Raw genomic sequence first — 6,130 nt, 5'->3', positions numbered from 1 at the left:
ACCGTTAACCCTTCGACAGGAGATGTTTCGGGAGTTGCTTCAGGAACGGCAACCATCACCTATACCGTATCGGGAACAGGTGGATGCGCAGATGCAACAGCTACCAGAACGGTAACGGTAAGCACTCCACCAAGTGCAGGAACATTATCAGGAACACAAACTATTTGCGTAAGCGGAACCACGACATTTACGTCAACCGCCTCAGGAGGCAGTTGGTCAACAAGTGATTCATCAATAGCTACCGTTAACCCTTCGACAGGAGATGTTTCGGGAGTTGCTTCAGGAACGACAACCATCACCTATACCGTATCGGGAACAGGTGGATGCGCAGATGCGACCGCTACCAGAACGGTAACGGTAAGTACTCCACCAAGTGCAGGAACATTATCAGGAACACAAACTATTTGCGTAAGCGGAACCACGACATTTACGTCAACCGCCTCAGGAGGCAGTTGGTCAACAAGTGATTCATCAATAGCTACCGTTAACCCTTCGACAGGAGATGTTTCGGGAGTTGCTTCAGGAACGACAACCATCACCTATACCTTATCGGGAACAGGTGGATGCGCAGCTGCAACAGCTACCAGAACGGTAACGGTAAATAATTTTCCTGTTGTTCCAATTATTGCCTCTGTCGTGGCGAGTTGTACGTCGGCAGAGACAAGCACTATCAGCAATTACAATGCATCAAATATTTATACATTCAGTCCGTCAGGTCCAACTGTTGGGGCTTCAGGCTTGGTAAGTGAAATGGTGTTGGGTACGCTTTATACTGTGACCTCGAATAACGGCAGTTGTAGTTCTGCGGCATCGAATTTATTCAGTAATACGGCGGTATTGTCAACCACGCAAGTTCCGGTTATTTTCTCAACTGCTTCGAGCTGTTCTGCTGTGGGTACAAGTACTATTAGTAATTATATTGCAACAAATACTTATGTCTTCAGTCCTTCAGGTCCTACTGTGGGAGCTATGGGGTTGATAAGTGGCATGGTGTTGGGGGCGTCATATACAGTGACCTCGAGAAGCGGTAGCTGTACCTCTGTGGCATCGGCTTCGTTCAGTCAGACTTCTGCTATATGTGCTAAGGATGATGATGCAGGTATCATTGATGGTTCAAGACCATTGAGTGGAATTATTAATGCTATTGCTAATGATACTTTCAATGGATTGCCTATAAATCTATCGGATGTAGTTTTAAGCTTTGCTCCAAGACCTAATTTTACAATGGGAGCAAATGGATTGTTAAGTACTTTGGCTAATATTCCTGGGGGAACTTATACTTTGACATACAGTATTTGTGAAAGAGGAAATCCAAATAATTGTAGTACTGCCACTGTTACGGTATTTGTTTCTAGACCAAGTATTGCATTGGTAAAAACAGCTCATTTCAATGATGAGAATGCTGATGGTTATGCCCAAGCTGCTGAAACTATTACGTATAGTTTTGAAGTAAGCAACACAGGAAATGTTCCATTGGCAAATATAACCATTGCAGATCCATTGCCGGGTGTTGTAATGACAGGAATGCCATTGACATTGGCAATAGGAGAGACCAATACTACCCATTTCCAAGGTGTATATGCGATTAAGCAAATAGATATTAATAAAGGCTCCATTTCTAATCAAGCAACAGTATATGGAACGAGTCCAAATGGCCGTGTGGTTGAGGACAAATCAGATGACTTAAATGTTGTTAATGACAATCCAACAGTATTGACTGTTTCAGGATGTACAATAAAAGTGTACAATGCAGTAACACCAGATGGAAGTGATAAATATGATAAATTAGTTATACAAGGATTAGAATGTTATCCAGAAAATTCGATAGAGATTTTTAATCGTTGGGGTGTTTTAGTGTTTGAACGTGAACATTATAATAATGATGATGTTGTGTTTAGAGGTGTTTCTGAAGGAAGAGTCACTGTCGAAAAATCACAAGAATTGCCAGCTGGAACCTATTTCTATATACTGAAATATAAAGACAGTGAATCCAATGCTTTTGAGAAATCAGGGTATTTGTATTTGAATAGAAAATAGTCAATAACCCCAAGTTATTATTAATAAAAAAACAGCACATGAAAACAAAAATAATCGGGTTGGTAGTAATGCTTTTCACTATTGTTAGTTCAGCCCAGCAAGATGCACAATACACACAGTACATGTACAATACTATAGTGGTGAATCCAGCTTATGCCGGATCCAGACAATCGATGAGTATTTTTGCTTTACACCGTAATCAATGGGTTGGAGTAGATGGAGCCCCAGTGACTAATACCTTTTCTATTAATACTCCTTTAAATGAAAGTAAAGTAGGATTAGGTTTGTCCGTTGTTAACGATAAAATTGGAATTTCTACTGAGAATAATATAGCGGCTGATTTTTCATATACGATACCTGCGTCTGAAAAGTATAAAATGTCTTTTGGAATAAAAGCAAGCGCCAATCTGTTAAGCCTAGATTTTAGTAAACTTACGTATCAACCAGGTGATCCAAATATGTATCAGGAAAACATAGATAATAAATTTTCTCCTAATATCGGAGTTGGATTCTATTTGCATTCTGATAATAGTTACATCGGAATATCGGCTCCAAATTTGATAGAAACCGAACATTTTGATAAATCGTCAAACTCGAGTTCTACAAGTCACGTTGCTACAGAGAAAATCAACTATTATTTGATAGCTGGATATGTATTTGATTTGAGTCCAAGCTTAAAATTGAAACCCACTTTGGAAACCAAATATGTTCAAGGAGCTCCGTTACAAGTGGATGTGTCGGCTAATTTTATGATGAACGAAAAATTTGTCGCTGGATTGGCTTACAGATGGAGTGCTGCTATGAGTGCCATGGTTGGATTTCAGGCAAGTGATTCATGGTTCATAGGATACAGTTATGATTTTGACACCACTGAGTTTGCAAAATACAATTCTGGTTCTCATGAAATCTTTTTACGATTCGAATTGTTTAATAAATACGACAAAATTATCTCTCCAAGATTCTTTTAAAACTAAAACCTATGAAAACTAAAAATTTACTATATAGTCTGATCTTGAGTGTTTTCTTTTTACATGGATTTGCCCAAAAAACAACAATAGCCAGAGCCGAAAACAATTATGATCGTTTTGCCTACGTAGATGCGATAGATAATTATGAGAAAGTTGCTGAGAAAGGATACCAAGACGAGAAAATGTTTCAGAAATTAGGGAATTCCTATTACTTTAAAGCAGAATTTTCACAGGCTTTAAAGTGGTATGATCAGCTTTTTGCTTTATATCCCAATCAAGAGCCAGAGTATTTTTATCGTTATTCCCAGACTTTAAAATCGAAAGGAGATTATGCTAAAGCAGACCAAATGCTAGAGCAATTCAATCAAAAAACGAGTAACGATAAAAGAGGGTTACTGTTCAAAGACAATCGAAATTATCTTGAAGAAATTAAAGCCAATTCAGGTCGTTTCGAAGTAGCAGATGCTGGAGTAAACTCAGAGTTTTCAGATTATGGTAGTTCTTTTTTTGGAAATAAACTAGTGTTCGCATCTGCAAGGGATACTGGGGGAGTTTCTAAGAAAGTATTTAAATGGACTAATAAATCGTTTACAAACTTGTATTGGTCAGAGATTAAACCTGATGGAGAAATGGGAAAGCCAGAACGTTTCGAACGTAAAATTAACTCTAAGTTCAACGAATCTACTCCTATATTTACCCAAGACGGTCAAACGATGTACTTTACCCGAAACAATTTTTTTGAAGGTAAAAGAGGTAGAGATACCAATAAAAACACTTTGCTTAAATTATACAAAGCCACACTTGATAAAGACGGTCAATGGAATAATGTAGTGGAATTGCCATTTAATAGTAACGAATATAGTGTAGCACACCCTACTTTAAGTGTAGACGAAAAAACCTTGTATTTCGCCTCGGATATGCCAGGAACATTGGGTCAGTCGGATTTGTTCAGAGTAAAAATAAATGGAGATGGGACTTATGGAGTTCCAGAGAATCTTGGTTCGGAAGTTAATACCGAAGGTAGAGAAACCTTTCCTTTTGTCTCCAAGGATAGTGAATTGTATTTTGCCTCTGATGGAAGACCAGGTTTAGGCGGATTGGATGTTTTTGTGGCTAGAATAAGAGCAGATAATAGCTTATATGACATAAAAAATATAGGAGAACCTATTAATAGTAAGCAAGATGATTTTGCTTTCTTAATCAACAGCAAAAATAGAAATGGATTTTTTACCTCAAATAGAGAGGGTGGAAAAGGATACGATGATATTTACCGATTTGTAGAGAATAGAAAACTGACTTGCGAACAAACACTTTCGGGATTGGTAACTGACTTGGATTCGGGTCAGATATTGACTAATGCCCAGATGAGTTTGTTTGATGCTAACTTCAAACCACTTCAAGTGGTTCAAACTGACGCAGAAGGACGTTATAGTTTTCCGGTAGATTGTGGCAAAACTTATTATGTAAGAGGAGAGAAAGAAGAGTATCAGACTGCAGAAGTTCCTGTTACAACCAAAAAAATATCAGGAAGTAAAGATCTTCCTGTGGTATTGGAAAGACGTATCAAAGCAGTAGGAGTTGGAACTGATCTAGCCAAAACATTGAATATTCCGATTGTTTATTTTGATTTGGATAAATCATCCATTCGTAAAGATGCAGCCTATGAATTGGCAAAAGTATTGTCGGTAATGCAACAGTATCCAGAGATGAAAATCGAAGTTCGCTCGCATACAGATAGCCGTCAAACGGCTAAGTATAATAATAAATTGTCAGATAAGAGAGCTAAAGCCACAGTGGAGTGGTTAGTGAGTAACGGTATCAATTCAGTTCGATTAATTGGGAATGGTTACGGAGAATCTCAGTTGGTGAATCATTGTTCTGATGATGTAAAATGTACTGAAGAAGAGCATCAAGCCAATAGACGAAGTGAGTTTATTATAGTTTCAATGCACAATTAGTTAGTTTAGACATTGATAAAAAACCTTCTTTGTGAATTGCTTCACAAAGAAGGTTTTTTTTATAATATGCTTATCTAGTAGTAGATTCTCGTATGATAATATCGGTTTCCAGTTCTATAGTTCTCGGTGTAAAAGGAATTTCATCTCTATGAGCATTCATTTCTTCCAATAGTAAATTAAAAGATGCAACTCCCATTTCATGACTTGGTTGGTCAACCGAACTTAATTTTGGTGAAATTACTTGAGACATGAACCAATTGCTAAAACCAATTACTGCAATTTGATGCGGTATTTTAATTTGATTTTCATTGCAATACGATATAACACCCGAAGCTGCCAAATCAGTGATAATAAAGATGCCATCTACATCTGGATGTTCCTTTATTATTTGTGCTGTAAAATCATAACCTTCTTGAAATGATACTTTATCACAAGTATAAACAAGGTTCGAGTCGTATGGAATGTTGTTTTTTTCTAATGCTTTTTTGTATCCAATAAAGCGGTCAATGGAATTTTGCGGATTAAGCGGCCCACGAATATGTGCTATTTTTTTACACCCAATATTTATTAAATGTTGAACAGCTTTGAATCCAGCTTTTTGATCATCTATAATAACTTTAGAACAAGAAGCCAGCTTGGTTATCTTGTCAAACATTACAAATGGGATTTTTCTATTTATTATTTGTTGAATGTGATTGTCATAATTACTTTCATTCGATAAAGACATTAAGATGCCATCGACTCTTTTGTTAATTAATAAATCAACTTGTTTTTTTTCTAATTCAATAGATTCATTCGATTGTAGAATGATAACCAAATAGCCATTTTTTTCAGCTTCGTCTATAATGGCATTAATCACATTCGAAAAAAAATGATGCATTACCTCGGGAATAATTAAACCTATGGTTTTGGATTCTTTCGTTCGTAAGTTTACGGCAAAACTATTAGGGGTATAATGTAAATTTTGTGCAAGATCAATTACCGCCTGTTTGGTTTTGGCACTTACATCTGGGTAGTTTTTTAAAGCTTTTGAAACGGTAGTAATTGAAATTCCTAATGTAGTCGCTATTTCTTTGAGAGTAATGTCTTTCATAATTAAAAAGAGGCTAAACTAAGTTTTAAGTTAAGGTCTGGGGGTAAAATGCTTCGGCAATATATTAATTATAA

Annotated in this window: 4 protein-coding genes; 3 read left to right on the top strand and 1 reads right to left on the bottom strand. The window is 36.8% G+C overall.

From position 1 onward, the window contains the following. The 3 genes from J2W95_RS04250 to J2W95_RS04240 form a co-directional block, all read left to right on the top strand. On the top strand, positions 1-2,037 hold a 2,037-nt coding region (locus tag J2W95_RS04250; RefSeq protein ID WP_310004248.1), incomplete at its 5' end, for a T9SS type B sorting domain-containing protein. Positions 2,038-2,075: 38 nt separating this feature from the next. Beyond that, positions 2,076-3,005: a PorP/SprF family type IX secretion system membrane protein gene (locus J2W95_RS04245; RefSeq protein ID WP_310004247.1), complete on the top strand. Its 930-nt coding sequence runs from the start codon at positions 2,076-2,078 to the stop codon at positions 3,003-3,005. An 11-nt stretch (positions 3,006-3,016) separates the two neighbouring features. Next, complete coding sequence (locus J2W95_RS04240) at positions 3,017-4,963, top strand: OmpA family protein (protein WP_310004246.1); 1,947 nt, start codon at positions 3,017-3,019, stop codon at positions 4,961-4,963. Between the two features lie 70 nt (positions 4,964-5,033). On the opposite strand, the gene J2W95_RS04235 is transcribed toward J2W95_RS04240, so the two are convergent. Continuing rightward, the gene (locus J2W95_RS04235; protein ID WP_310004245.1) at positions 5,034-6,056 is read right to left on the bottom strand and encodes a LacI family DNA-binding transcriptional regulator; all 1,023 of its coding nucleotides are present in this window, start codon (positions 6,054-6,056) and stop codon (positions 5,034-5,036) included. Positions 6,057-6,130: the final 74 nt, after the last annotated feature.

This window comes from Flavobacterium granuli (assembly GCF_031456055.1).
Taxonomy (GTDB): domain Bacteria; phylum Bacteroidota; class Bacteroidia; order Flavobacteriales; family Flavobacteriaceae; genus Flavobacterium; species Flavobacterium granuli_A.
This window is presented reverse-complemented; position numbering and strand designations above follow the sequence as displayed.

Bases quoted from the DNA above. Each gene is read 5' to 3' on its own strand.
- J2W95_RS04235 (WP_310004245.1), bottom strand. From the start codon at position 6,056: ATGAAAGACATTACTCTCAAAGAAATAGCGACTACATTAGGAATTTCA.
- J2W95_RS04240 (WP_310004246.1), top strand. From the start codon at position 3,017: ATGAAAACTAAAAATTTACTATATAGTCTGATCTTGAGTGTTTTCTTT.
- J2W95_RS04245 (WP_310004247.1), top strand. From the start codon at position 2,076: ATGAAAACAAAAATAATCGGGTTGGTAGTAATGCTTTTCACTATTGTT.